We start from the raw sequence: 22,986 nt of genomic DNA, 5'->3' as shown, positions 1-22,986 counted from the left end.
CACGCGTCAGGCGTCAATTTTCCTGACATCGCCCGCGGCGGCGCCTAAGCTTGCGCCATGGTCAACGCTCCAGAGGCGCGCCCGGCGCCCCGACCCCGCCACATCGTCGACACGCTCATCGCCGAGCGTGCGCCCCGGCTGACAGCCTCGCCCCTTTGGCCGCTGCTTCGCCCGCCGCTTTACGGTCTGCTGGGCTATGGCAGAGCGCGGCGGATGGCCGACACCATCGCCGGGATCGGCGGCCGCGCGGCGCTGGACCACGTCTCGGCGCTGCTGGACCTGAAGGTCGCTGTGCGGGGGCTGGAGCACATGCCCGCAACCGGCCGGACGGTCGTCGTCGCCAATCACCCGACCGGCATCGCCGACGGGGTGGCCGTGTACGACGTGCTCAAACAGGCCCGGCCGGACATCGTCTTCTACGCCAATGCCGACGCCCATCGCGTGTGCCGCCAGTTCGACGAGGTGCTGATCCCTGTTGAATGGGTCGAGGAAAAGCGCAGCCGCGAGCGCATGCGCCTGACCCTGGCGATGACCCACGACGCCCTGGAGGCCGAACGCGCCCTGATGATCTTCCCGGCTGGCCGGCTGGCGGTGAAGGATGCCCAGGGCCTGCTGAGCGACCCGCCCTGGGCCGCCTCGGCCGTGTCGATCGCCCGCAAGTACGAAGCGCCGATCATCCCGATCCATGTCGCCGGCCCGTGGTCGACCCTGTTCCATCTGTTCGACAAGCGCTCGCAGGAACTGCGCGACATCACCCTGTTCCATGAGCTGCTGAACAAGACCGGCCGCAAGTTCGAGCTGATCGTTGGCAAGCCCATCGATCCCGCATCCCTGGCCGCCGATACGGGGGAAGCCACAACCGACCTGAAGCGCTATGTGGAGCGGGTCCTGCCAAAGCACCCCGAAGGCGCCCTGACTTGAGCTCTCTCCAACTCGCTGACGAGGCCGCCACCCAGGACCTGGGCCGCGCCCTGGCCCGCGCCCTTCAGCCCGGCGACGCGCTCTGCCTGACCGGACCGCTGGGAGCCGGCAAGTCGACCCTGGCCCGCGCCCTGATCCGCGCCCTGACCACGCCCGACGAAGAGGTGCCCAGCCCGACCTTCACCCTGGTGCAGTTCTACGAAACCGCCGATTTCCCCCTCGCCCACTTCGACCTCTACCGCCTGTCGGATCCTGACGAGGCCTATGAGATCGGCCTCGACGAAGCCCTCGACGACGGGGTCGCGCTGATTGAATGGCCGCAGAGACTGGAAGGGCGTTTGCCGGCGACTCGGCTCGATATAGACATCGCCCTCGACGGCGACGCACGACGCGTCACCCTCACCCGGCATGGCGGATTTGAAGGACGCACCCTTGAGTTCTGAGCGCGAGACGGCCAAGGCCGCGTTCCTGTCCGCCCATGGTTATGGCGATACCCGCCGCGAAAGCCTCGGCGGCGACGCCTCGACCCGCAGCTATGAGCGCCTGCACCGTGAGGGCGGGGTCAGCTTCATCTTCATGGACCAGCCGCCCTCGGTCGAGACCGCGCCCTGCCCGCCGGCCGCGACGCCCGCCGAGCGCGCGACGCTGGGCTACAACGCCCTGGCCCGCCTGGCCGCCGGGAGGGTGGACGCCTTCGTCGCCTGCGCCGGTTGGCTGAACGCTCAGGGTCTTTCCGCGCCCAAGGTGCTGGCCGCCGATCCGGCCGCCGGCCTGGCCGTGCTGGAAGACCTCGGCGACGACCTCTATGCCCGACTGATCGAGACCGGGGCCGACGAGGCCCCGCTCTACGACGCCGCCATCGACGGCCTGCTGGCGATCCACGCCGCGCCGATCCCCAGCATGCTGGACTTCGACGGCTCGACCTGGCCGTTGCTGGCCTATGACGACCTGGCCCTGAAGACGGCCCACGACATCTTCGTGGAATGGCAGCCGCAGTTTCGCGCCGTAACCTTCGACGCCGCCGCCCTGGCGGACTGGGAAGCGATCTGGGCTCCGATCCGCAGCCTTGGCGAGGCCGGGGCCACGGTCTTCTGCCATCGCGACTATCACGCCGAGAACCTGATCTGGCTGCCGGAGCGCGGGGGCGCGGCGCGGGTCGGGATGCTGGACTTCCAGGACGCCGTCCTGGCCCACCCGGCCTGGGACCTGTCGATGCTGCTGCATGACGCCCGCCGCACCGTGTCGCCCGAGCGCGAGGTCGCCGGCCTGGATCGCTATCTGGCCGCCCGTCCGGAACTCGATCGCACCGCCTTCCTGGCCGACTATCACGCCCTGGGCGCGCTCAACATCATCCGCATCCTGGGCATCTTCGCCCGGCTGGTGACCCGCGACGGCAAGCCGCGCTATGCCGACTTCATTCCCCGGCTCTGGACCTATCTCGACGTCTGCTTCGCCGATCCGGCGCTCAAGGACCTCAAGGCCTGGTTCGACGCCCACGTCCCGACCGAGGCTCGTCGATGAGCGCCCCCAAGATCGCCATGGTGCTAGCCGCCGGTCTGGGCACCCGCATGCGCCCGCTGACCGACGACCGGCCCAAGGCCCTGGTCGAGGTCGGCGGCCGGGTGCTGATCGATCACATGCTCGACCGGCTGGTCGAAGCCGGGGTCGAGACCGCCGTGGTCAATGTCCACGCCTTCGCCGACCGGCTGGAAGCACACCTGACCGCACGCCAAGCCAAGGGTCTCGGCCCCCGCATCGTCATCTCCGACGAGCGGCCGCAGGCTCTGGAGACTGGCGGCGGTATCAAGAACGCCCTGCCTATGCTGGGCGAAGGTCCGGTCTGGGTGGCTAACATCGACTCGGTCTGGATCGAGAACGGAGCACCCGCTCTCGACGCCGTCGCGACGGCCTGGGACCCGGAAGCCATGGACGTTTGCCTGCTGCTGGCCTCAACGGAAGGTTCCCTGGGCTTCCACGACAGCGGCGACGTCTTCCTCGACGACGGTATGGTGCGCTTCAAGGCACCGGGCGAGATGGCGCCGCTGGTCTATGTCGGCGTCCACATCTGCACGCCGGGGATCACGGCCGATGGTCCCGACGGCCCGTTCTCGCTTACCCCGATATGGAAGGCTCTGGCCGCCAAGGGCCGCGTTCACGGCGTTTCGCCAGAAGGTCTGTGGATGCATGTCGGCGACCCCGGCGCTCGCGATCTGGCGGAAGCAAAACTGAAATGACCTTCAGTGGCCCCTTCGACCGCCCGGGGCCGCGCTGGTTCTCGATCCCGGCCCATCGTCCGTTCGTCGACGACCTGGCCCGGGGCTTCCTGGCGGCCCTGTCGCACATGGGCCCCGAGGCCCTGCCCCGCGCCACCCTGCTGACCCCGACGCGTCGCGGCGCCCGCGCCGTGGCCGACGCCCTGCTGGCCGCCAGCGACGGCAAGGCCCTGCTGCTACCGCAGATCCGTCCTCTGGGCGACCTGGACGAGGGCGAGCCGCCGTTCGAGCCCGGCGATCTGGCCCTGGACCTGCCGCCCGCCATCAGCTCGCGCCGCCGCCGCTTCGAGCTGGCGCGGATCGTGGTCGACCATGCCGACCTGCTGACCTTCACCCCCGGTGCCGCCCAGGCCCTGGAAATGGCCAAGGCCCTGTCCGACTTCCTGGACAGCTGCCGGATCGAGGAGATCGACACCGACGGCAAGCTGGACGGCCTGGCCGACGGCGATCTGGCCCAGCACTGGCAGGTCTCGGCCAGATTCCTCAAGGCGGTGTTGGCCGCCTGGCCCGCGCGCCTGAGGGAGCTTGGCCTGATCGATGTCGCCGACCGCCGCGTGCTGCTGCTTCGGGCCCTGGCCAAACGCTGGACCGAGCATCCCCCGACCGAGGTGCTGGTCGCCGCCGGCTCGACCGGCACCGCCCCGGCCACCGCCGACCTGTTGCGCGTGGTCGCCGCCGCTCCGCTGGGCGCCGTGGTGCTTCCCGGTCTGGACGAAGACCTCGCCGAAAGCGCCTGGGACAAGGTCGGCGAGCAGCACCCGCAAGGGGCCATGCGCCGCCTGCTGGACCGCGCCGGGATCACCCGCGCCGATGTCCGCCCGTGGTTTCCGCAGAGCGACAGTCGAGGCCGCTGGCGCCGTCGGATCGTCAACGAGGCCCTGCGTCCGGCCGAGGCCACCGCCGACTGGCTGGCCCAGATCGAAAGCCTGCGCGCCGAAGCCCCTGACCTCGATCCCGTCGCCGAGGGGCTGAAGGGCCTGTCGCTGATCTCGGCCCGCACCGAGGAAGAGGCCGCCAGCGCCTGCGCGCTTCTCCTGCGCGAAGCGCTGGAGACTCCGGGGCGCACCGCCGCCCTGGTCACCCCCGACCAGACCCTGGCCCGACGCGTCACCGCCCGGCTGGCCCGCTGGGGCGTGATCCCCGACAGCTCGGCCGGCGCGCCCCTCGCCGCCAGCCCGGCCGCGATCCTGGCCCAGCATCTGGCCGGTCTGGTCGCTGACCCACTGGACCCCGTGCGCCTGCTGGCCCTGGCCAAGCATCCGCTGGTGCGGTCAGAGGAGGATCTCGAAGCCTCGACCACGCTGGAGCTGAAAGGCCTGCGTGGCCCCTCCCCGCGCTCGGCCGAAGCCCTGCTGGCCAAGCTGGACGATCACCCGGCCGCCCAGGCCCTGGCCCAGCGCCTGCTCGCCGCCGTCGCCCATGCCGCCGCGCCCTATGTCGACCAGATGGCCCCGCCGTCCAAGGCCGCGCTGGCCCTGACCGAGGCGCTGGAGGCCCTGACCGGTCCCGACCGCCTGTGGATCGGCCAGGCCGGCGAATGCCTGGGCGGCCTGCTCTCGACCCTGATCGAGGACGGCGTCGTCCTGCCGCCGGCCAAGCCCCAGGCCTTCGCCGACATCCTCGACCGGCTGGTCAATGAGGAAACCCTGCGGGTCGGCGGCGCGACCCATCCGCGCCTTCGGATTCTGGGGGCCATCGAGGCCCGACTGGTGCGCGCTGACCGGCTGGTGCTGGCGGGGCTGGAGGAAGGCATCTGGCCTCAGGGCGCGCCGATCGATCCGTTCCTGTCGCGGCCGATGCGCGCGACCCTGGGCCTGCCGCCGCCCGAGCGCCGGGTCGGCCTGACCGCCCACGACTTCGCCCAGGCCGCCAGCGCGCCGGACGTTATCCTGGTCCATTGCGAGCGACGCGGCGGCGCGCCGGCCGTCGAGTCCCGCTGGCTGTGGCGGCTGAAGACCCTGGCCGGCGGCGCGGGCCTGTCCCTGCCCCGCCGCGACGACGCCCTGGACTGGGCCCGCGCCCTCGACGCGCCTGGACCCTACGCGCCCTATCCGCGTCCGGCCCCCACGCCGCCGGTCGAGGATCGCCCGCGCCGGATGGCCGTCACCCGCGTCGAGGCCCTGACCCGCGACCCCTACGCCGTCTGGGCGCGCGACATCCTCAAGCTCTATCCGCTGGAGCGCCCCGACGAGCCGGTCGAGGCCCGCGCCCGCGGCACCGCGATCCATGCGGCCTTCGAGAAATTCTCCGAGGATCATCCAGGGCCCGTGCCGGCCAATGCCGCCGCGATCTTTGAGGCGCTCTATATGGGCGAGCTGGTCTCGGCCGGCATGCCGCCGACGGCCCTGGCCCGCGAGCGCGCGCTCGCCAAGGAGGCCGCCGCCTGGGTCGCCGACTGGGAGCGCCAGCGCCGGGCGGGCGCCGAGCAGATCATCGTCGAGGCCGAGGGGGTGCTGACCTTCGACATCGACGGCCGCGCCTTCACCCTGACCGCCAAGGCCGACCGCATCGAGCCCACCCGCGACGGTCTGGCCCATATTCTCGACTACAAGACCGGCGCCGCGCCCAGCAAGAAGCAGGTCGAGACCGGCTTCTCGCCGCAACTGACCCTGACGGCGGCCATTCTGCTGAACGGCGGATTCAAGGACCTGCCGGATCGCAAGCCCGGCGACCTGACCTATGTGCGGGTCACGGGCCGCAAGCCGGCGGGCCTCGAAGAGGTGCGTGTCACGGGCGCCGAAAGCGAGCAGGCCGCGATTGAGGCCCTCGACGGCCTGCGCACCCTGATCCGCCGCTATGACGACCCGGCCCAGCCCTACCGCTCACGCACGGCGCCGCAGTTCGTGAAAGACCATCCCGGCGACTACGCCCACCTGGCGCGGGTGTTCGAATGGTCGACCAGTGGCGACGATGGGGAAGGCGAATGACCGCGCACGACCCCCAGCGCGTCGCCGCCGACCCCGCGATCAGCGCCTTCGTCACCGCCAACGCCGGTTCAGGCAAGACCAAGACCCTGATCGACCGGGTGGCGCGGCTGCTGTTGGCCGGCTCCACGCCCGAGGCGATCCTGTGCGTGACCTACACCAAGGCCGCCGCCGCCGAGATGCAGCGACGGTTGTTCGAACGCCTGGGCGGCTGGTCGGTGACCGCCGACGCTGCCCTGCGCACCGAGCTCTCCAAACTGGTGGGCGAGCCGGAGGCGGCGTTTGACGCCGGCGAGCTTTCCAAGGCCCGCGCCCTGTTCGCCCGCGCCCTGGAAACCCCCGGCGGCCTGAAGATCCAGACCATCCACGCCTTCTGCGAAAAGCTGCTGCGGCGGTTCCCGCTGGAGGCGGGGGTCTCGCCCGGCTTCGTGGTGATGGACGACTCGGCCGGCGCCGCCGTGGCCCGCGCCGCCCGCCGCACTGTAGCGACCTATGTCGACACCCACGACGACGCCTATGCCGAGGCCTATGGCCGGTTCTCCGTCGCCCTGGATTTCGCGGCCTTCGAGTCGATGTTCGGCACGTTCGAGATCCGGCGGGGCGAAATCACCGCGTACTTCGCCAAATGTGGCGACCTTACCGGCGCGATCGAGGATGTCTGGCGGACCTGCGGCTTCGACGAGCCCACCGACCCCGAAGCCGTCGCCGCCGAGGCGATGGCCGAGCTGGATCCCGACCTGTGGGAAGCCTGCGCCAGCCTGCTGGAGTCCAGCGGCAAGATCCGCGACACCGAACACGCCGCCCGAATGCGTGTGACCCTGGCCACCCACGCCTTTGGCGACGCCCTGTCGGCGCTGTTCACCGACAAGGAAGAGCCCCGCAAGCACCTGCAGACCACCACGACCTTCAAGGCGCGGGAAGATCTGCGCGAGGCGCTGCTGGAGGAGACCGACCGGCTGTCGTTTGTTCGCCAGCAGGTCCGCGCCGCCCAGGTGGCGCATGACACCGCCGGAGCCCTGCGGCTGGCGGCGCTCTATATCGAGGCCCACGGGCTGGAGAAGGCGTCACGCGGCGCGCTCGACTTCGCCGACCTGATCGAGCGCACCCGCGTGCTGCTGACCGAGAAGGTCGACGCCGCCTGGGTGCTTTACAAGCTGGACGGCGGGGTCGATCACATCCTGCTGGACGAGGCCCAGGACACCGCGCCGGAGCAATGGGCGATCCTGAAGGCCCTGACCGACGATTTCTTCGTCGGGGCTGGCGCAACGGGTTGGCGCAAAGGTCGCGACAACCGGACAATGTTCGTGGTCGGCGACCAGAAGCAGTCGATCTATTCGTTCCAGGGGGCGGATCCCAGCAGGCTGCTGATCGAGACACAGACCTATATCGCCAAGATCGCCGATGCCGAGCGCGAGGGCTCGGCGGTGCGGCTGCTGGTGTCCTACCGCTCCACCCGCGAGGTGCTCAGCTTCGTCGACACGGTGTTCGGCGCGCCCGAGAATAGCGTCGGCCTGATGCCTACCGGCGGCGACCTTGAACCGCATACGCCCTTCCGCACCGACGGCCCCGGCTGCGTCGACCTGTGGCCTCTGACCCGCGAGCGGCCCGGCGAGGAGCGCGACGCCTGGGAGGCCCCGCTCGACGCCGAGACCGAGCACAGCGCCAATCGCCGCCTGGCCGAAGCCATCGCCAGCGAGATCGCCGGCATACTGGCCCGCGGCGACGAGGTGCATGACAAGGATCGCAAGGTCCGCCGCCCCGCCCATGCCGGCGACATCCTGATCCTGGTGCGTCGCCGCAAGGTGCTGTTCGAGGAGATCATCCGGGCCCTGAAGCGTCGCAATGTGCCGGTGGCCGGCGCCGACCGCCTGTCGCTGTCGGCCCATATCGCCTTCGACGATCTTCTGGCCCTGGGCCGGTTCGTTCTCTTCCCCGACGATGACCTGACCCTGGCGGCGCTGCTGAAGAGCCCGTTCTGCGGTCTGACCGACGAGGACGTCTACGCCCTGGCCAGGAGCCGCAAGCCGCGCACGCTGTGGGCGACGCTGTCGCTGCGGGCCGACGAGGACCTGCGCTGGGTCGCCGCCCGCGATCTGCTGGCCTGGGCGCTGGTCGAGGGCCGCAAGCGCCAGCCGTTCGAGTTCTTCGCCACCCTGCTGGGCAAGGTCGACGCCGCCGGCCTCTCCAACCGCGCCAAGGTGCTGACCCGCCTGGGCGGCGAAGCCGACGAAGCGCTGGACGAGTTCCTGGCCCAGGTGATGAACGCCGAGCAGCGCAATATCCGCGACCTGGAAGCCCTGGTCGCCGACTTCGCGGCCCTGGACATCATCGTCAAGCGCGAGATGGAAGGCGCCCGCCGCGAGGTGCGGGTGATGACCGCTCACGGCTCCAAGGGTCTGGAGGCGCCGATCGTCTTCCTGCCCGAGACCACGGTGAAGCGCGGCGCGGGCGGCTCTCCGCTGCTGGCCACGGAAGACGGCGGCGTCCTGTGGTCGACCGGCAAGAGCGCCGACTGCGCCGCCTCGACCCGGGCCCGCGAGCTGCGCGACAAGAAGGAAGCCGAGGAGGCCCTGCGGCTCTACTACGTGGCCCTGACCCGGGCCCGGGATCGCCTCGTGCTGTGCGGCCGCATCGACGCCCGCACCAAGGACGAGAACGTCGGCGGCTGGTACGCGGCGGCGAAGGCGGCCTTCGCCCATGCCGACATCGCCCCCGAGGTCCGCGAAATCGGCGATCCCGACGCGCCGATCCTGCGCTATGGACCCGATCCCAAAGCCTTGCCCAAGGAAACCCTGGCCCCGGTCACCGCCGCGTCCCTGCCCGTTTGGGCAACGGGAATGGCGACGCTCGAACCGGCAACCGCCCGCTACGCCGCGCCCTCACGGATCGAGGACGAGGCCGACAGCCGCGCCCCGGCCCCTTCGCCCCTGGCCAAGGTCGAGGGCCTGGGCCGCTACCGGCGCGGCGAGATCATCCACCGGCTGCTGCAGATCCTGCCCGACGTGGCGCCGGCCGAACGCCGCGCGGCGGGACAGCGGCTGCTGACGGCCGAACGCGATCTGTCCGACGATCAGCGGCTGGAAATGGCCACCGCCGCCTTCGGGGTGCTGGAAGACGACCGCTTCGCCGCGGTGTTCGGCCCCGGGTCGCGGGCCGAGGTGGCGCTGGCGGGGACCAGCGTCCTGTTGCCCAAGGGCCTGGCGATCTCGGGCCGGGTCGACCGGCTGGTGGTGACGGACGCGCGGGTTCTGGTGGTCGACTACAAGACCAACCGCCCCGCCCCGGCCAGCATCGAGGCGGCGGATCCGGCCTATCTGGCCCAGATGGCGGTCTATGTTGCGGTGCTGCGCGAGGTGTTCCCAGACCGGCCCGTCGAGGCGGCCCTGGTGTGGACGGATGGGCCCAAACTGATGCCGGTTCCAGAAAAGGTGATGTCCGACGCCCTGCGACGGATCGGCTAGACCGTTGCCGGGAACGTCTGCGGCGCCTACATCTTCTTCAAGCGCTCGCGACGACTCGCGGGCTTTTCTTGTTTCGCGCCGTTCAGAGCGGCGCCCTGATGGAGCGACCCCATGAGCACGGTGACGGTGACCGACGAGACCTTCGAACGCGACGTGCTGCAGGCCGAAGGTCCCGTGCTGGTCGATTTCTGGGCCGAATGGTGCGGCCCCTGCAAGCAGATCGCCCCGGCCTTGGAGCAGATCTCCGAGGAACTCGCCGACCACGTGATCGTGGCCAAGGTCAATATCGAGGACAGCCCCACGACCCCGTCGCGCTACGGCGTGCGCGGCATTCCGACCATGATGCTGTTCCGTGGCGGCCAGATGACCTCGATGAAGGTCGGCGCCATGCCCAAGCAGAAGATCCTGGAATGGCTGACCGAGGCTGGCGTTCAACAGCCCGCCTGATTCTTCCCGGCCCAGACTGAGATCCAGCCGCCCATCCCGCCATGCGGGGTGGGCGGTTTGGTTTCGTGGCCTACTTCTTGGCCGACGTGACGATGAACGGCGAGACCGAGGCCGGGGCGGCCTTCTTGTCGGCCTTTGGTTTGCGGACTTCCTTGTTGGACTTCTTCTGACCCTTGGCCATGGGCGGCTCCTGCCAGGACGGGCGCGCCTGCCGGGGATGTCCAGCGGGCCGAGCCGCCCTATCGGCGTGTGGCAGGTGTACGCCCAAGCTCAGCGGGCCGCCTTAACTTATTCTGTCATCCCGGGCGAAGCGCAGCGGAGACCCGGGACCGCGACAAACTCAGAGCTTCCGGCGGTCCCGGCTCGGCGCGCTTCGCGCTTGGCCGGGATGACAGCCTCTATTGAGGCCAGGTTTCCAGGCTCATCGCCAGCACTTCGCCAGCCAGGTACAGCGAGCCGCAGATCAGCACATGCGGGGTCGGCGACAGGGCCAGGGCCTTGCCCAGGGCGTCTTCGAGGCTGTCGCAGGCATGAGCCCGCAGGCCGGCCAGCTCAGCGGCGGCGGCGGTCTGGGCGGCCGGCGCGGCGGCGTGGCCCTCAAAGGTGACCGTGAAAACCTCGGCCTTCAGCGACGCGAACGGCGTGAAGAAGCCGGTGGCGTCCTTGTTGGCCAGCAGGCCCGAGATCAGCGCCACGGGCCGGCCGTCGCGCGCCGCCAGGTCGCCCAGCGCCCGGGCCACGGCCGTTCCGGCATGGGGGTTGTGGCCGCCGTCCAGCCACAGGTCCGCGCCCGCCGCCCTGGCCTGCTCGGCGAGCGGCCCCGCCGTCAGCCGCTGGAAGCGGGCCGGCCAGATTGCGCCGGCGATCCCGGCGGCCATGGCGGCCTCGTCGATGCGCGGGTCGTTCAGGATCAGCAAGGCGGCGACCGCCAGGCCGGCATTGGCGAACTGGTGCTCGCCGGGCAGGGACGGCGCGGGCAGGTCCAGCAGGCGATCCTGCATCTGCACCAGCAGGCGGCCGCGCTCGTTCCAGGCGTCGAAATCGCGGCCCATCATGACCGGCTCGATCCCGGCCAGGGCGGCGGCGGTGTCGATCACATCCTCGGCCTCGCGCCACTGCCGGGCCGAGACCACGGGCGCATCAGGCTTGATGATCCCGGCCTTCTCAACGGCGATCTCGCCGATGGTGTCGCCCAGAAACTCGCGGTGATCGATGTCGATGGGCGCGATGACGCTGATCGCCGGGGTCACGACATTGGTCGCGTCCAGCACGCCGCCCAGCCCGACCTCGACGATGCACAGGTCGGCCGGGGCGTCGGCGAAGGCGACCAGGGCGGCGGCCGTGGTGATCTCGAAAAAGGTGATCGGCAGGCCGGCATTGGCCTCTTCGACCCGGGCCAGCACATCGGCCAGCTGCGCGTCGGTGATCAGGGTCCCGGCCAGACGGATGCGTTCGGCGAAACGGACCAGATGCGGCGAGGTGAAGACATGGACCTTCAGGCCCGCCGCCTCGGCCATGGCCCGCAGATAGGCGACCGTCGAGCCCTTGCCGTTGGTGCCGGCCACGTGGATCACCGGCGGCAGGCGGTTCTGCGGATCGCCCAGCGCCGCGCACAGTCGCCACATCCGGTCCAGCGACAGGTCGATCAGCTTGGGATGCAGAGCCTGCAACCGCGCCAGGGCGGCGTCATGGACGCGGAGGTGGTCGGTCACGGCGAGGCTCAAGCCGCCTTGCGACGACCCATCATCAGGGTGGTCAGGATCGAGCCCAGCACGGCCGGCAGCTCCTTGCGCGGGGTCACGCGGTCGACCATGCCCTTTTCGACCAGATATTCCGAGCGCTGGAAGCCCGGCGGCAGGGTCTCGCGGATGGTCTGCTCGATGACGCGCGGACCGGCGAAACCGATCAGGGCGCCCGGCTCGGCCAGATGCACATCGCCCAGCATGGCGTAGGAGGCGGTGACGCCGCCGGTGGTCGGGTCGGTGAGGACCACGATATAGGGCAGGGCCGCGTCCTTCAGTTCGTTGATCGCCAGGGTCGTGCGGGCCATCTGCATCAGCGACAGAGCGCCTTCCTGCATGCGGGCCCCGCCGGCGGCGGTGAAGGCGATCAGCGGAACGTCACGTTCCAGGGCTGCGCGGGCGGCGGCGACGAAGCCTTCACCGGCGGCCATGCCCAGCGAACCGCCCATGAAGGCGAAGTCCTGGACCAGCACGACGGCCTTGGCGCCGCCGACCACGCCGTGGGCGATGGCCATGGCGTCCGGCTCGCCGGTCGCCTTGCGGGCCGCGATCAGGCGGTCCTTGTAGGGCTTGCCGTCCGAGAAGTGCAGCGGGTCTTCCGGCACCGTCGGGGTCGGCAGGCTTTCGTAGACGCCGTCATCGAAGGTGAACTTGAAACGGGCTTCAGGCCCGATGCGCATATGGCGTCCGGCCGGAGTTACCCACAGGGCAGCCTCCAGGTCGGAGCGGAAGATCATTTCGCCCGTATCAGGACATTTGACCCAGAGGTTCTCGGGCGTCTCGCGCTTGGCGAAGGCGCCGCGCACGCCGGGCGCGATTCGCGAAAGCCACCCGCCGCCGCGTCGGCCTTCAGCCGAGGCCTTTGATTTGTCGCCCTTTTTCGGGTCCTGGGGTTCAGCCATAGCCATAGCCTTAAAGCCTCACTTCGTTCCCGACGCGCGCCGAGCGCACAGCCTTGGCCAGATCCGACGCCTTGAGAAGAACCTTCTCGGTCACGTTTTCGTTCAACTGCGCGGCCGATTCAATTTCATCCACAAGCGCCGAGCCGACCACGGCGGCGTCGGCGACGCGGGCCACGGCGGCGGCTTGCTCAGGCGTGCGGATGCCAAAGCCGACCGCCACGGGCAGACCCGAGGCCTTGCGCAGCCGCTCGACCGCAGGGGCCACGTCGACGGCGTCGGCCGACTTGACGCCGGTCACGCCCGCCACCGAGACGTAATAGACGAAGCCCGAGGTGCGGCGGACCACGGTCGGCAGACGTTTGTCGTCGGTGGTCGGGGCGGCCAGACGGATCAGGGCGATGCCCTCGGCTTCAAGAGCGTCCGACAGCGGATCGGCTTCCTCGGGCGGACAGTCGACGATGATCAGGCCATCGACACCGGCCGTGTTGGCGGCGGCCGCGAAGCTTTCAAAGCCGCGGTTCAGCACCGGATTGAGATAGCCCATCAGGATGACCGGGGTGTCGGTGTCGCCCTCGCGGAAGGCGGCCACCAGGTCCAGCGTGCCCTGCAGGGTCATGCCGGATTTGAGGCCGCGCTGGGCGGCGCGCTGGATGGTCGGGCCCTCGGCCATCGGATCGGAGAAGGGAAAGCCCAGCTCGATCAGATCAGCGCCGGCGCCCGGCAGGCCCTTGAGCACGGACAGCGTCGTGGCGGCGTCGGGATCGCCGGCCATGATGTAGGTCACGAAACCGGCGCGGTTCTCGGCCTTCAGCGCCGCGAAGCGACGGTCGATACGGTCTTTGGTCACGCTGGTCTCAGTCCTAGATCTTGCGCCCGAGGGCTTCGGCCACCGTGAAGATGTCCTTATCGCCGCGACCGCACAGATTCATCACCACGATCTTGCCCTTGCCCAGCTGCTGGGCGATCTCGCCGACCCGGGCCAGGGCGTGGGCCGGTTCGAGGGCCGGGATGATGCCTTCCAGGGTCGAGCACAGCTGGAAGGCCGCCAGGGCCTCGTCGTCGGTGGTCGAGACATATTCGGCGCGGCCGATCTCGTGCAGGAACGAGTGCTCGGGACCGATGCCCGGATAGTCGAGCCCGGCCGAGATCGAGTGGGCGTCGATGATCTGGCCGTCGTCGTCCTGCAGCAGATAGGTGCGGTTGCCGTGCAGCACGCCGGGGCGGCCGCCGGTCAGGGAGGCGGCATGCTTGTCGGTGGAGACGCCGTGGCCGGCCGCCTCGACGCCGATCAGGCGCACGCTGTCGTCATTGAGGAACGGATGGAACAGGCCGATGGCGTTGGAGCCGCCGCCGATACAGGCGACCACCGCGTCGGGAAGACGGCCTTCCATCTCGAGGATCTGCTGGCGGGCCTCGATACCGATCACGCTCTGGAAGTCGCGGACCATCACCGGATAGGGGTGCGGACCGGCGGCGGTGCCGATCAGATAATAGGTGTCATGCACGTTGGTGACCCAGTCGCGCATCGCCTCGTTCATGGCGTCCTTGAGGGTGCCGGTGCCCGAGGTCACCGGGCGCACTTCGGCGCCCAGCAGGTTCATGCGGAAGACATTGGGCTTCTGACGTTCGACGTCGGTGGCGCCCATGTAAACGACGCACGGTAGGCCGAAGCGGGCGCAGACGGTGGCAGTGGCCACGCCGTGCTGGCCGGCGCCGGTCTCGGCGATGATCCGGGTCTTGCCCATGCGCATGGCCAGCAGGATCTGGCCCAGAGCGTTGTTGATCTTGTGCGAGCCGGTGTGGTTGAGCTCATCGCGCTTGAAATAGATCTTGGCGCCGCCGAAGTGCTCGGTCAGGCGCTCGGCGAAATACATCGGGCTGGGCCGGCCGGCATAGTGGATGTTGAAGCTCTTCAGCTCCTCCTGAAACGCCGGATCGGCCTTGGCGGCGGCATAGGCCTCGCCCAGTTCCAGCACCAGCGGCATCAGGGTCTCGGCCACATAGCGACCGCCGAAGTCGCCGAACCGACCGTTGGCGTCGGGATAGGCCGAATAGTCATTCGGCTTCGAGGGGGCGGGCTTGGAAGGGGCGTTCACGAGATCATCCAAAGGCTGGGCAAAGCTACACGCGTTTGACGGCGTCAAGAAACGCCGTGATCAGAGCCGGGTCCTTTAGGCCGGGACCGCGCTCCACGCCAGAGGAAACGTCCAGCAGGGGAGCCCCCGATAGCCGGATGGCCTCGGCGACGTTCCAGGGATCCAGCCCCCCGGCCAGGAAATGCGGCCGGGCGAACCGGCGGCCTTCCAGCAGGGTCCAGTCGAACCGGGCGCCCGTGCCGCCGGGCAGAACCGAGCCCTCGACCGGCCGGGCGTCGAACAGGAACTGCTCGGCCACGGTCTCGAAGGCCCGGGCCTGGTCGACGTCAGACGACGACGAGACCGAGAAGGCCTTGATCACCCCGACGCCCGAGCGCTCGGCGATCTGGCGGACCCGGGCGGGGGTCTCCTTGCCGTGCGCCTGGATCAGGTCGGGCTTCATCGTCGCCATCAGGCGGTCGATCAGCCCATCGTCGGGATCGACGGTGACGGCCACGGTCTTCACCGGCCCGCCCCTGAGCGGCGCGACCAGCCGGGCGGCGGCCTCGGGCGTCAGGTTGCGGGGGCTCTTTTCGAAAAACACGAAGCCCAGATAGGCCGCGCCGCCGTCGACGGCCGCGCGCACCGCTTCCGGTGTCGACAGCCCACAGATCTTGGCGCTGGTCTTGAACGGCGAACTCATGGGCGGGAGGTACGGCGCGGGCGCCCCGGTGACAAGTGCCCGCGCTGGGGCCCGCGCCGTATCGGCCTAGTGCGCGTGGCCGGCGTGGGCGTCCTGAACGGGGATGCCGGCCTTCCAGACGAAGCCTTCGCCCGCCGCTTCCACCTTGCCAACGCCCGGGAACGGGAAGTGGGGCGAGAAGATCAGGCCGCCGCTGGCGCTGAGGGTCTTGAGCAGGGCGATCCGGCTGGCGGTGGCGACGGGGGCGTCGCGGTCGAACTGGATCACCCAGTCGGGACGCGCCAGGGAGACGATCTCGCTATGGGCGGTGTCGCCGATATCCAGCAGGGTCTGACCGCCCGAGGCGATCTCATAGCCCACATGGCCCGGGGTGTGGCCCTTGATGGCCACCGCGCGAACGCCCGGGAACAGCGCGGCGTCCGGCTCGAAGGTCTTGACCTGGGCGGCGATGGCCTCGACCAGCGGCTTCATCGGCGCCTGACCCTGCAGCGAGGCCCATTCGGCGCTGGCCATGCGGATCGTCGCCTTGGGGAAGGCCGACTTGCCATCGGCGCCGACCAGGCCGCCGACATGGTCGAAATGGCCGTGGGTGATCAGCACGTCGGTGATCTGGTCGGGCGTGACGCCCGCCTTGGCCAGGCTCTGGACCAGAACCCCCTTGGCGGACGGACCCAGGCCCGTGTCGAACAGCGCCAGGTGAGAGGGCGTCTTCACCAGCAGGGCGTCGACGCTCAGCGTGATCTTGTCACCGGGCGCGCCGGCCCTGGTCAGCACCTGCGAAACCGCTTCCGGCGTGGCGTTGATCGCGAACACCTTGCCGTTGTTGGGCGCCTCGAACCCGGCGTCGCGCAGGGCGGTCAGCGTAAAGTCGCCCAGCTTGAAGCTCTGGGCTTCCGGCGCGGTGATCAGGGGCGACTGGGCGGCCGCGCCATGGGCGACGGCGAGGGTCGCAGCCGCGATCAGGGCGGCGAGCGGGCGTTGGGTCAGCATGGGATGTCTCCGGGAAACCTGAGCGTTATTCGGCGAAGTGGATACCGGTTCGCCGCCGAAATAACGCGTCAAAACAAGAATCTAGAGCAAACGACATGATGCAATCATGGCGACCTTTGCTCTAGCGTTCTAACTGGGGTCTTGGCGCGGCGAGGCAAGGTCCGGCACGCGCGCCGCCGTCGAACCTTGCGCCGCGTCCTCGCTGACCGGCGCGGAAAGCCGGGCCTGCATCGTGCAGACCAGACCGCTGGGCCGGAAATCCATCGTCGCCTCGCCCTTCAGCTCGCCGCGCAGGCTGCGTTCGATCAGCCGCGAGCCAAAGCCATGGCGGGTCGGGGTGACCACGGGCGGCCCGCCGGACTCGGTCCAGGTCAGCGACAGGCTGCGCGCCTCCGGGTCATAGGCCCAGGCCAGGGCCACCCGGCCGCCCGGGATCGAAAGCGCCCCGTATTTCAGCGCATTGGTCGCCAGTTCGTGGAAGATCAGCGCCATGGTCAGGGCCCCGCCGGGGGCCAGCCAGACCGGCGGTCCCGCGATGGTGGTCCCGGCGGCGGCCTCGAACGGCGCCAGGGCCCGCTCGGCCACCTCGCGCAGATCGGCCCCGTTCCAGCTTTCGCGGGTCAGGAGGTCGTGGGCCTTGGACAGGCCCAGCAGCCGCGACTCGAACTTCTCGAACGCCACCAGCGGATCGCGCTCATTGCGCAGGGTCTGGGCCGCCATCGACTGGACGGTGGCCAGGGTGTTCTTGACCCGGTGGTTCAGCTCGTTGATCAGCAGCCGCAGCTTGTCCTGATACGAGTGCTGCTCGGCTTCGACCTGCTTGCGAGCCGAGATGTCGGAGATGATGACCACCAGATAGGCCGGCGCGTCGCCCAACTGCACACGCGACACCGTCAGATGGATCCAGATCAGGCTGCCATCGACCCCCGACACGATCTGGCGCTCGGCGACGTAGCTGTCGATCTGGCCCATCAGCAGCGCCCGGGCCTGGTCGACCGTCGCCGACCGCTCCGGTTCCGGCGCCAGGTCGCGGAAACGGCCGGCCAACAGGGTCTCGCGATCGCGCTGGACGATGGCGCAGAAGCGGTCGTTCATCTCCAGGAAGACGCCGTCGGCCCTGACCCGCGCCACCCCCATGGCCGCCTGGTCGAACACGGCGCGATAGCGGATCTCGGCGGCCTCCAGCTTCAGCCGCGCTTCGACGGTGGAGGTGACCACCTCGGTGTACAGCACCAGCCCGCCGATGGCGCCGTCGTCGGTGCGCCACGGGGCCATCGACCAGCGGATCCAGTGCACCTTGCCGTGGCGGTCGACATAGCGGTCGCCCTCGTCCTCGCGCAGCTCGACCCCTTCGGCCAGCACCCGGGCGTGCAGGTCGCGCCAGACCTGCGGAATCTCGGGGAACACCTCGTAATGGGCCCTGCCGATCAGCGGCATGTCGGCCGGCAGGTCCTGGTCGGTCAGGAACTGATGCGAGGCGGCCAGATAGCGCATCTGGCGGTCGAAGATGGCGATGCCCAGCGGCGCGTGCTTGAGCGCCACCGCAACGCTGGGCGACACCGACAGCAAGGCCGCATCCTGGTTCGAACTCGACTCGGCGCCGACCGGGGCCGGCGATCGCGCGGCCATGCTGCCTCTCCTGCGTTCCGCCACAGGCTAGCGGCGACCGGCGCGCGAGTCATGGGCCAAGCGACACCGCAGCAGATCAAATCCGCATTCGCGGCATCAGGGGCCGGACATGGCGCCGCGACCTCGCGCTGTCGCTGCGAGGGCGGTGGGAAGGGTCGCGGAGCGTCCGGACCACGTCCGGAGATGAAATAGAACTAACCGTTTCGACGAAGCCGAGCGCTCCGCGTCATCGTTTTCCATCAGCGTCCCAGCGGGTGGCCCAGTTGGGGCCTTACCGGGACCCGGAAGCTTCGGTTTCCCGAAGTCCCGGAGGTCGGGGGGCGTGGGGCCAATCCTGACCAACACTCGCCTTGATCCCCGTCCACGCCGACGGCGGGCGGGTCCTGCAACGCCAGGATCCCCGGACCGGTCGAGTATCCCCCTCGACCCCAGTCCCGCTCGATCACCCCCCGCCGCCGCAATGGTCGCTGGCCGCGCGCCCTTCCCGTGCGACGAGGTGGGGACAGAATACGGGAGGTTTCAGTGCGTCTGATAAGTTTCCTGGGCGCCCGCGTCGATCCCCGTGCCTTCGACCCTCTCCCAGAGGGAGAGGAGGGGCCCGCGCCGCAGGCGTGGGAGGTGAGGGATTACACCGCAAGCCGTTGTCGCACTTGGGGCCGTGCCCTGTCCGGAAGGGCTTCGCAAACCCCTCATCCTCCCACGCCTGCGGCGCGGGCCCCTCCTTCTCCCTATGGGAGAAGGTTTCAAATCCCCGCGCCGATCCGAGGACAGCGCGATCCCGATCCCCGTAGTGGCCGGCCAGAAACGATCATTCCACCGCATTTTGCGCGCGTTTCATGGCCGTGATATCCTGACGTCATGAGCGCTCATCCACGGATTGAAGCCCCGTTCGCGACGCCCGAAGAGGCGCTGGCCCACGACGCCTGGCTTCGCGCCAAGGTTCAGGCCGCGATCGACGAGCCCGGCCCATCGATCCCTCACGACCAAGTGATGGCCGAACTTCGCGCCCGGATCGAAGACGCTGCGCGCGCCGATGATCAAGCTCGTCTGGCGAAATAAAGCCCGCCACGACGTTCGACGGATTATCGAACACATCGCGCAGGATGACCCCCTCGCCGCGACGAGACTGGCCGATCTCATTGAGACCACCGCCGAGCGACTCGTGCGCCATCCGCGTCTTCACCGGCCGGGACGGGTGGAGGACACCCGCGAGGCGGTCCTGCATCCCAACTATCTTCTGATCTACCGGATCAAGGATGACGCGGTGGAAGTGCTGGCGGTCGTTCACGCCCGGCAGCGATATCCTTGATCCTGGAGGGAGCGGCGCCTCACGGCCCGTCGGCGGCGAGGCTACGCCGAATATGGACACCACCGCCAAACCAAACCTCCGTCATTCCCGCCCTCGTGGCGGGAACCCCTGGTTCAGCTTGCAGGTGAAGCGCAAGCGGATCGCTGGCGATCCGCCCCTCCCGCACCTGCGGCGGACAGAGGGGTTCCCGCCACAAGGGCGGGAATGACGGAGGAGATTAGGCACGAAAACGGAAAAGCCCGCCAGCGGCGAGGCCGCGCCTTAAAACCCTGGAGGCGAGCCTGCTCTGTCCGGCCCCCTACTCCTCCACCGGCACGTCATAAGCCGCCATCATCGCCATATTCAAAATCCGCGACACCGACGCGCTCAGCGGCGTGATCTGCACCGACTTGCTCAAGCCCAGCAGCACCGGCCCGATCACCGTCGCCCCGCCCAGGCTCTGAACCAGCTTGGTCGAGATCGAGGCGGCGTGGATGGCCGGCATGATCAGGATGTTGGCGCTGTCGGTCAGGCGCATGAACGGGTAGTTGGCGCGCTTTTCCGGGTCCAGCGCCAGTTCGGGCGGCATTTCGCCCTCATATTCGAAGTCGACGTCCATCTCGTCGAGCATGGCCACGGCTTCGCGCACCTTCTCCGAGCGCAGGCCCATCGGGTTGCCGAAGGTGGAATAGCTCATGAAGGCGACGCGCGGCTTGAAGCCCAGGCGGGTGACGGCGCGGGCCGCTTCGCAGGCGATCTCGACCAGTTCCTCGGCCTCGGGCAGCTCGGTGACATTGGTGTCGGCCACGAAGATGGTGCGGCCCTTGGCCAGCACGACCGACATGCCCATGATCCGGCCGCCGGGGGCGGGATCGACCACGCGCAGCACGTCTTCCAGGGCCTGGTCGAAGCTGCGGGTGACGCCGGTGACCATGCCGTCGGCCTCGCCATGGATGACCATCGAGGCGGCGAAGCTGTTGCGGTCCTGGTTGATCAGGCGCTGGACGTCGCGCTTCAGATAGCCGTGGCGCTGCAGGCGCATATAGAGGGCGTCGACATAGTCGGGATTGCGATCCGACAGGCGGGCGTTGATGATTTCCAGCCCGGCCGTCTCGGGGTCCAGCCCCACGACGCGCATGTTCTCGGCCACCAGGTTTTCGCGGCCGCACAGGATGGCCTTGCCGTAGCCGCCGGTCTGGTAGGCGTAGGCGGCGCGGATCACCGAGGGATCCTCGCCCTCGGCGAAGACGATGCGCTTGGGATTGGCCAGCACGGCCCCGGCGATCTTCTGCAGGAAGCCCGCCGTCGGATCCAGGCGCTGGGCCAGGCCCGCGCGATAGGCGTCCATGTCCTCGATCGGCTTGCGGGCCACGCCGGTGTCCATCGCCGCCTGGGCGACGAAGGGCGGCACGTACCAGATCAGGCGCGGGTCGAAGGCCGAGGGGATGATGTATTGCGGGCCAAACTTCAGCTGGCGGCCGTGATAGGCGGCGGCCACTTCATCGGGCACGTCCTCGCGGGCCAGCATGGCCAGGGCGTTGGCGCAGGCGATCTTCATCTCGTGATTGACGCGGCGGGCCCGCACGTCCAGCGCGCCGCGGAAGATGTAGGGGAAGCCCAGGACGTTGTTGACCTGGTTGGGATAGTCGCTGCGGCCGGTGCCCATGATCGCGTCGCTGCGGACGGCGTGGACCTCTTCGGGCGTGATCTCCGGATCGGGATTGGCCATGGCGAAGATCACCGGATTGGGGGCCATGCTGGCGATCATCGCCGGCGTGAAGGCGCCCTTGGCCGAGAGACCCAGCAGAACATCCGCGCCGACCACCGCCTCAGCCAGGGTGCGCTTGTCGGTGTCGACAGCGTGGGCGCTCTTCCACTGGTTCATGCCCTCGGTGCGGCCGCGATAGAGCACGCCCTTGGAGTCGACCGCGATGCAGTTCTCGGCGCGCACGCCCATGGCCTTGATCAGCTCCAGCGAGGCGATGCCCGCCGCGCCGGGGCCGTTGAGCACGACCTTCACGTCTTCCAGCCGCTTGCCGGTGATGTGGCAGGCATTGATCAGGCCGGCGGCGCAGATGATCGCCGTGCCGTGCTGGTCGTCATGGAACACCGGGATGTCGAGCAGCTCCTGCAGCTCGGTCTCGATCCGGAAGCATTCGGGGCTCTTGATGTCCTCCAGATTGATGCCGCCGAAGGTGATGCCGATATTCTTGACCACCGTGATGATCTCGTCGGCGTCCTTGGAGCTGATCTCGATGTCGATGCTGTCGACGTCGCCGAAGCGCTTGAAGAGGACGGACTTGCCTTCCATCACCGGCTTCGAGGCCAGCGCGCCGAGATCACCCAAACCAAGAATGGCGGTGCCGTTGGAGATCACGGCGACCAGATTGCCCTTGGAGGTATATTCGTAGGCCATGTCCGGATCGGCGGCGATGGCGTGGACGGGAACGGCGACGCCGGGCGAATAGGCCAGCGACAGGTCGCGCTGGGTGGCCATCGGCTTGGTGGGGACGATCGCGATCTTGCCGGGGGTCGGATAGCGGTGGAAGGCCAGCGCTTCTTCGTCGGTGAAGGTCTTCTTCTCAGAGTCGCTCATAACCCGCGTTTCCGTCCTGCATGCCAGTTGATGGGACGAGCCGGACAATGCGGAGCGCCCTTATGGACGGCACCGTAACGAGGGCGCCGCGCCCTCACAACCTGCGGCGCGGGATAAAAGGGCCCGCAAACGCTTGTTGGGCTTGGCGTTGCGTCAAGCTGCAGGGGCGGCGGCGTCGCGATCGACGATTGACCCGGCGTCGAAGAATGGGTGACTAGGCAGCCATGACAACGCCCGTGAAAATCGCCGTCGCCGGGGCCCTGGGCCGCATGGGTCAGGCCGTCGCCCGCACCCTGGACGGCCACGCCGCCGCCGTTCTCCACAGCCGCTTTGATCGTCCGGGCGCTGAAGGCGGCGACCTCGTCGAGCGCGACACGGCCCTGGCCGGCGCCGCCGCGGTGATCGACTTCACCCTGCCGGAAGCCTCGGTGCTGCTGGCGGAGGCCTGCGCGGCCCTCCAAGCGAAAGAGGGGAAGGGCGGCCCGGCCGTGATCATCGGCTCGACCGGCTTTTCGGCCGAACAGACCGCCCGCATCGACGCGGCGGCGACGAAGATCGCCATCGTCCGCTCGGGCAACTATTCGCTGGGCGTCAACATGCTGATGGGTCTGGTGAAACAGGCCGCCGCCGCCCTGCCGGCCAGCGACTGGGACATCGAGGTCTTCGAGGCCCATCACAAGCGCAAGATCGACGCCCCCTCGGGCACCGCCCTGATGCTGGGCCAGGCCGCCGCCGATGGGCGCGCCGTGGATCTGGACGCGGTGTCCGTGCGGGCCCGCGACGGCGTCACCGGCCCCCGTGAGGAAGGCTCGATCGGCTTTTCGGTGGTGCGCGGCGGCGGGATCATCGGCGAGCACAGCGTGATCTTCGCCGGCGAGGAAGAGCTGCTGACCCTGTCACACAGCGCCACCGACCGGGGGCTGTTCGCGCGCGGCGCCGTGGCCGCCGCTGTCTGGGCCGTGGGCAAACCGCCGGGCCTCTATGACATGCAGGACGTTCTGGGCTTCCGCCGATAGGCGTCGCGATTTAGACAGG

General features: G+C 69.3%; 19 protein-coding genes. 10 read left to right on the top strand and 9 right to left on the bottom strand.

The genetic code is table 11. The features are described 5' to 3' along the window. Positions 1-57: 57 nt before the first annotated feature. The 7 genes from ACW17Z_RS12070 (at position 58) to trxA (ending at position 10,026) form a co-directional block, all read left to right on the top strand. Positions 58-921 carry a 1-acyl-sn-glycerol-3-phosphate acyltransferase gene (locus ACW17Z_RS12070; protein ID WP_492056184.1) on the top strand — a complete coding sequence of 288 codons (864 nt, stop codon included), beginning with the start codon at positions 58-60 and terminating at the stop codon, positions 919-921. Next, a complete protein-coding gene (gene tsaE / locus ACW17Z_RS12065) occupies positions 918-1,364 on the top strand; it encodes a tRNA (adenosine(37)-N6)-threonylcarbamoyltransferase complex ATPase subunit type 1 TsaE (RefSeq protein WP_492056183.1) in 447 nt (148 codons plus the stop codon). Before ACW17Z_RS12070 ends, tsaE begins: the two co-directional genes overlap by 4 nt. Then, the gene (amgK, locus tag ACW17Z_RS12060) at positions 1,330-2,442 is read left to right on the top strand and encodes an N-acetylmuramate/N-acetylglucosamine kinase AmgK (protein ID WP_492056182.1); all 1,113 of its coding nucleotides are present in this window, start codon (positions 1,330-1,332) and stop codon (positions 2,440-2,442) included. The genes tsaE and amgK overlap by 35 nt, the downstream gene beginning before the upstream one ends. Further along, entirely contained in the window at positions 2,439-3,155 is a 717-nt protein-coding gene (gene murU, locus ACW17Z_RS12055) for an N-acetylmuramate alpha-1-phosphate uridylyltransferase MurU (RefSeq protein WP_492056181.1), read from the top strand. The genes amgK and murU overlap by 4 nt, the downstream gene beginning before the upstream one ends. Then, a complete protein-coding gene (gene addB, locus ACW17Z_RS12050; RefSeq protein ID WP_492056180.1) occupies positions 3,152-6,121 on the top strand; it encodes a double-strand break repair protein AddB in 2,970 nt (989 codons plus the stop codon). The genes murU and addB overlap by 4 nt, the downstream gene beginning before the upstream one ends. After that, positions 6,118-9,579, top strand: a complete 3,462-nt coding sequence (addA, locus tag ACW17Z_RS12045; RefSeq protein ID WP_492056179.1) for a double-strand break repair helicase AddA — start codon at positions 6,118-6,120, stop codon at positions 9,577-9,579. Before addB ends, addA begins: the two co-directional genes overlap by 4 nt. Before the next feature lie 111 nt (positions 9,580-9,690). Continuing rightward, entirely contained in the window at positions 9,691-10,026 is a 336-nt protein-coding gene (gene trxA, locus ACW17Z_RS12040; protein ID WP_419253718.1) for a thioredoxin, read from the top strand. Positions 10,027-10,096: 70 nt separating this feature from the next. Here trxA and ACW17Z_RS12035 read toward each other — a convergent pair whose 3' ends face one another. The 8 genes from ACW17Z_RS12035 to ACW17Z_RS12000 all read right to left on the bottom strand — a co-directional run bounded on the left by ACW17Z_RS12035 (position 10,097) and on the right by ACW17Z_RS12000 (position 18,067). Next, positions 10,097-10,207 carry a hypothetical protein gene (locus tag ACW17Z_RS12035; protein ID WP_012288846.1) on the bottom strand — a complete coding sequence of 37 codons (111 nt, stop codon included), beginning with the start codon at positions 10,205-10,207 and terminating at the stop codon, positions 10,097-10,099. Positions 10,208-10,424: 217 nt separating this feature from the next. Then, entirely contained in the window at positions 10,425-11,738 is a 1,314-nt protein-coding gene (locus ACW17Z_RS12030; RefSeq protein WP_492056178.1) for a bifunctional folylpolyglutamate synthase/dihydrofolate synthase, read from the bottom strand. An 8-nt stretch (positions 11,739-11,746) separates the two neighbouring features. Then, positions 11,747-12,676 (bottom strand): acetyl-CoA carboxylase carboxyltransferase subunit beta, encoded by a 930-nt coding sequence (locus ACW17Z_RS12025; RefSeq protein WP_492056177.1) that lies wholly within the window; start codon positions 12,674-12,676, stop codon positions 11,747-11,749. Positions 12,677-12,680: 4 nt separating this feature from the next. After that, positions 12,681-13,517, bottom strand: coding sequence for a tryptophan synthase subunit alpha (gene trpA, locus ACW17Z_RS12020; protein ID WP_492056176.1), 837 nt, complete (start codon positions 13,515-13,517; stop codon positions 12,681-12,683). A 13-nt stretch (positions 13,518-13,530) separates the two neighbouring features. Further along, positions 13,531-14,766, bottom strand: coding sequence for a tryptophan synthase subunit beta (gene trpB, locus ACW17Z_RS12015; RefSeq protein ID WP_492056174.1), 1,236 nt, complete (start codon positions 14,764-14,766; stop codon positions 13,531-13,533). A gap of 25 nt (positions 14,767-14,791) precedes the next feature. Continuing rightward, positions 14,792-15,448, bottom strand: a complete 657-nt coding sequence (locus tag ACW17Z_RS12010) for a phosphoribosylanthranilate isomerase (protein WP_419319168.1) — start codon at positions 15,446-15,448, stop codon at positions 14,792-14,794. A gap of 66 nt (positions 15,449-15,514) precedes the next feature. After that, on the bottom strand, positions 15,515-16,438 hold the full coding sequence (locus ACW17Z_RS12005; RefSeq protein WP_492056173.1) for an MBL fold metallo-hydrolase: 924 nt from the start codon (positions 16,436-16,438) through the stop codon (positions 15,515-15,517). 129 nt (positions 16,439-16,567) lie between these two features. Then, on the bottom strand, positions 16,568-18,067 hold the full coding sequence (locus ACW17Z_RS12000) for a sensor histidine kinase (protein WP_492056172.1): 1,500 nt from the start codon (positions 18,065-18,067) through the stop codon (positions 16,568-16,570). Between the two features lie 858 nt (positions 18,068-18,925). Here ACW17Z_RS12000 and relB point away from each other — a divergent pair. Further along, positions 18,926-19,126, top strand: a complete 201-nt coding sequence (gene relB, locus ACW17Z_RS11995) for a type II toxin-antitoxin system RelB family antitoxin (RefSeq protein ID WP_419319171.1) — start codon at positions 18,926-18,928, stop codon at positions 19,124-19,126. Beyond that, positions 19,101-19,376, top strand: a complete 276-nt coding sequence (locus tag ACW17Z_RS11990; RefSeq protein ID WP_492056171.1) for a type II toxin-antitoxin system RelE/ParE family toxin — start codon at positions 19,101-19,103, stop codon at positions 19,374-19,376. The genes relB and ACW17Z_RS11990 overlap by 26 nt, the downstream gene beginning before the upstream one ends. 298 nt (positions 19,377-19,674) lie before the next feature. On the opposite strand, the gene ACW17Z_RS11985 is transcribed toward ACW17Z_RS11990, so the two are convergent. Next, positions 19,675-21,951, bottom strand: a complete 2,277-nt coding sequence (locus ACW17Z_RS11985) for an NADP-dependent malic enzyme (RefSeq protein WP_492056170.1) — start codon at positions 21,949-21,951, stop codon at positions 19,675-19,677. 224 nt (positions 21,952-22,175) lie between these two features. Between ACW17Z_RS11985 and dapB the strand changes: the two genes are divergently transcribed. Then, the gene (dapB, locus tag ACW17Z_RS11980; protein WP_492056169.1) at positions 22,176-22,967 is read left to right on the top strand and encodes a 4-hydroxy-tetrahydrodipicolinate reductase; all 792 of its coding nucleotides are present in this window, start codon (positions 22,176-22,178) and stop codon (positions 22,965-22,967) included. Positions 22,968-22,986 lie beyond the last annotated feature (19 nt).

It is taken from the genome of Caulobacter sp. GSs2, assembly GCF_058680895.1.
Note: the sequence above shows the minus strand (reverse complement) of the source record. Positions and strands in the feature narration are given on the sequence as shown.

Excerpts from the sequence above, each read along its gene's own strand:
- ACW17Z_RS12070 (WP_492056184.1), top strand. The coding sequence starts at position 58 with ATGGTCAACGCTCCAGAGGCGCGCCCGGCGCCCCGACCCCGCCACATC.
- amgK (WP_492056182.1), top strand. The coding sequence starts at position 1,330 with ATGGCGGATTTGAAGGACGCACCCTTGAGTTCTGAGCGCGAGACGGCC.
- murU (WP_492056181.1), top strand. The coding sequence starts at position 2,439 with ATGAGCGCCCCCAAGATCGCCATGGTGCTAGCCGCCGGTCTGGGCACC.
- addB (WP_492056180.1), top strand. The coding sequence starts at position 3,152 with ATGACCTTCAGTGGCCCCTTCGACCGCCCGGGGCCGCGCTGGTTCTCG.
- addA (WP_492056179.1), top strand. The coding sequence starts at position 6,118 with ATGACCGCGCACGACCCCCAGCGCGTCGCCGCCGACCCCGCGATCAGC.
- trxA (WP_419253718.1), top strand. The coding sequence starts at position 9,691 with ATGAGCACGGTGACGGTGACCGACGAGACCTTCGAACGCGACGTGCTG.
- ACW17Z_RS12035 (WP_012288846.1), bottom strand. The coding sequence starts at position 10,207 with ATGGCCAAGGGTCAGAAGAAGTCCAACAAGGAAGTCCGCAAACCAAAG.
- ACW17Z_RS12025 (WP_492056177.1), bottom strand. The coding sequence starts at position 12,676 with ATGGCTATGGCTGAACCCCAGGACCCGAAAAAGGGCGACAAATCAAAG.
- ACW17Z_RS12010 (WP_419319168.1), bottom strand. The coding sequence starts at position 15,448 with ATGAGTTCGCCGTTCAAGACCAGCGCCAAGATCTGTGGGCTGTCGACA.
- ACW17Z_RS12005 (WP_492056173.1), bottom strand. The coding sequence starts at position 16,438 with ATGCTGACCCAACGCCCGCTCGCCGCCCTGATCGCGGCTGCGACCCTC.
- ACW17Z_RS12000 (WP_492056172.1), bottom strand. The coding sequence starts at position 18,067 with ATGGCCGCGCGATCGCCGGCCCCGGTCGGCGCCGAGTCGAGTTCGAAC.
- relB (WP_419319171.1), top strand. The coding sequence starts at position 18,926 with ATGAGCGCTCATCCACGGATTGAAGCCCCGTTCGCGACGCCCGAAGAG.
- ACW17Z_RS11990 (WP_492056171.1), top strand. The coding sequence starts at position 19,101 with ATGATCAAGCTCGTCTGGCGAAATAAAGCCCGCCACGACGTTCGACGG.
- ACW17Z_RS11985 (WP_492056170.1), bottom strand. The coding sequence starts at position 21,951 with ATGAGCGACTCTGAGAAGAAGACCTTCACCGACGAAGAAGCGCTGGCC.
- dapB (WP_492056169.1), top strand. The coding sequence starts at position 22,176 with ATGACAACGCCCGTGAAAATCGCCGTCGCCGGGGCCCTGGGCCGCATG.